3 protein-coding genes are annotated in these 2,476 nt (G+C 58.8%); all 3 read right to left on the reverse strand.

All coding sequences use genetic code 11. The annotated features are described in order from the left end of the window. Positions 1–81: 81 nt before the first annotated feature. Complete coding sequence (traI, locus tag WS62_RS27955; protein ID WP_231748436.1) at positions 82–1,353, reverse strand: TraI/MobA(P) family conjugative relaxase; 1,272 nt, start codon at positions 1,351–1,353, stop codon at positions 82–84. A gap of 3 nt (positions 1,354–1,356) precedes the next feature. Further along, positions 1,357–1,671: a plasmid mobilization protein MobA gene (gene mobA / locus WS62_RS27960; RefSeq protein ID WP_331460086.1), complete on the reverse strand. Its 315-nt coding sequence runs from the start codon at positions 1,669–1,671 to the stop codon at positions 1,357–1,359. A gap of 558 nt (positions 1,672–2,229) precedes the next feature. Continuing rightward, positions 2,230–2,476, reverse strand: a 247-nt coding sequence (locus WS62_RS35255; protein ID WP_197422830.1) for a transposase, incomplete at its 5' end; no start/stop codon positions are given.

Raw genomic sequence — 2,476 nt, forward strand, 5'->3', positions numbered from 1 at the left:
TCGCGCCCCGCGTCAATATCCCGCTTCCGACAGGTTCGTCGCTCCTGCAACGTCGATTTTGAAACTTGTGTCATGCCGCCGTTACGTGACGCCGCCGGAAAAGCGCGGATTTTGACCGCCATCGACACGCAGCTCACGTCGGGCCACTGCACGCTCTTGTCGGCGCTCCTCACGGATATTTGGGTCACGTTTCAGCGGCCGATGCTTGTCGTAGGTCAGAACGGCGTCGGTCGTCGACGCGGACGGCTCAAACGGGCCAAGCCGTTTGACCAGCCTGGCTCTGCCCAGCGCCTCGCGCATATCGCTGGCCTTGATCGGCGTGGTGTCGCCTGAGTTCAGGTCGTAAATCGCGAAGCCCTGCCCCTTCTCGCGCAGTTCAAGACCGTACTTCGCGAGAAGGTTGTGGAGTTGCCGCCATGTGAGCTTGTCGTTTTTCAGCGCAGCCAGCAGCGCCGTGCGCGGCTCGCCACGCGCGTAGCTGAACAGGCTCTCCTGATCGGCATGCCGCTCCATGTCGGCCGCCGGCGTCGGTCGCTTGCCCTTCGTGCTGGGATCTTTGCTCGCCCAATCGATGACGACCTGGCCGTTGCGCTCGAATACGGCGTACGGACCATTGTCGTGCTGCCAGCCGTATTTGAGCTCGAGCTCGCGCATCGCGCGATCCAGCTTAAAGTAGTCGCGCTCGGGATAGACTGCCGCGAACGTGTCGGGATTCACGCGATTTACGGCAATGTGCAGGTGCGTGTTGCCGGTATCGCGATGCACGGCAAACACGTACTGGTGATCCGCCATGCCGACAGCTCCAAGAGCGTGCGCACCACATTCGAACGCTTGCGCATCGGTTGGTGATTCATTCGCCGGCCACGACAGAACGACATGGTACACAGCGTCCTTAACCCGGGCATTCTGGGTTGCCACGGCCTTCATTTCAGCCGCTGCGGACGACAGTGACAGGCAATTGTGTTCGCACGCAACGCCCGTTAGCGTTACGAGCCGCTCAGCCTGACCGAGGAGTCGACCGGACAAGAGGTCCGCCAACGCTTCTGCTTCGGCCCGACTGGATGCCGGCTGGATCGGCTTCATTTCGAGCTCTAGAAGGGCCCGCCGCGCCAGCGCCCTCCGCTGAAAATCGCCGTCAATTTCCGGTGACTGCCGAAGGTAGTTCGCTGCCAACCGGAGATGCTCTCTCGCACGCGCGAGAATCTTGAGTTGCTTTTCTCGATCCTGCGGATCGATCGGATCGACCTCGTCGCCCAGATGCTTCTTCTCTTCATCGCGATTGGTGATGTACTCCACCAGGTCCGCAAAGCTTGATTTCAGATCCTCTCGTCGAGGTGGAATCTTGGCCAGCATTTTTCAGTCACCGATCCGTGCAATTGCCTCGCGAATTTCGACAAGGATGGCGGCGTATTCTTTCGACAGCCCTCCACCGCCCTCGTTGAACAGGTGCTTCTGCAGGCCGCCGAGCCTGCGAAGCTCATTCAGGATGTGCGCCTCTATCTTCGTGCGCGTGCGACGGCCAAGCGCTGCCGCGAGCACAAATTGCCCGACGCTCATGCCGCAATCGCGCGCCTTCCCGCGGACCAAAGCTTCCTCGTCGTCGTAACACCGTATTGGTGGAAGCGTGCCGGTCCTTCTTCGTTGTTCGCTCGCACTCATTGTCACGTCCATCTCTCTCGCAGTCGGGGTCTCGGGGCAAAGCCCTGAGCAGGGGCGGTAGGCTGCGCATAGGGAGTGAAACGACTGGTGCGCTGCCGGTTGTGATGACGCCAATTTGGCGGCATTACAAACCCTACCCTGTCACCGAAGTTACGCTGTCGTTCTTGGAAGTTTGAAGGTAGCTTGGAATGGCGGTCTTTCCCAAGCAGAAAAGACGGTACCGAGGAAGGTTCTCGAATTACTCTTAACAACACTTTTTAGACATGATTCGGCGAACGAAAAGGTGTTGTGATAATCAGACACATGGACGGACTAAAACCCTGTTGAGATACCACCATGACGGACGCGTGAAACGAAGTAATGATGGCGATCACACCGGACCTTCAAAGGCGGCTGGCGCGTAGGTTGGAACTGGCCTCGACCAGCTTATCGATCGACGAGAAGCGAGTGGACAAGATGCGAACCTGGACTGACGACCAACTGGCGAACTACGAGACGGCACTGGAGACCATTGGCAACGTGATCGCAATTACCTCGCGCGACATTGCTAACGAGCAGGAAAAAATGGGTTCATCGAGGAATTCCGGGGAACGCGGCGCGGATTTTGAGGAAGAAATATTCCTCGTCGCGGTACCCGTAAGCGCGACGCTTGATGACCTTGATGGTGTTGTTGATGCCTTCGACGACGCTGGTATTGAGCGGATGGCGGCAGCGGGCCAGGATGCCGTGCCAGTAACCCTGCAAGCGCTGGGCAAACAGTTGCAGCGCGGCAATCCCGCTTTGCCGGGCTTGCTCGATCCATTGCCCCCAAGCCTTT

Source organism: Burkholderia sp. ABCPW 14, from assembly GCF_001523835.1.
GTDB classification, from domain to species: Bacteria; Pseudomonadota; Gammaproteobacteria; order Burkholderiales; family Burkholderiaceae; genus Burkholderia; species Burkholderia mayonis.

Coding starts and splice junctions, on each gene's coding strand:
- traI (WP_231748436.1), bottom strand. CDS start 1,353: ATGCTGGCCAAGATTCCACCTCGACGAGAGGATCTGAAATCAAGCTTT.
- mobA (WP_331460086.1), bottom strand. CDS start 1,671: ATGGACGTGACAATGAGTGCGAGCGAACAACGAAGAAGGACCGGCACG.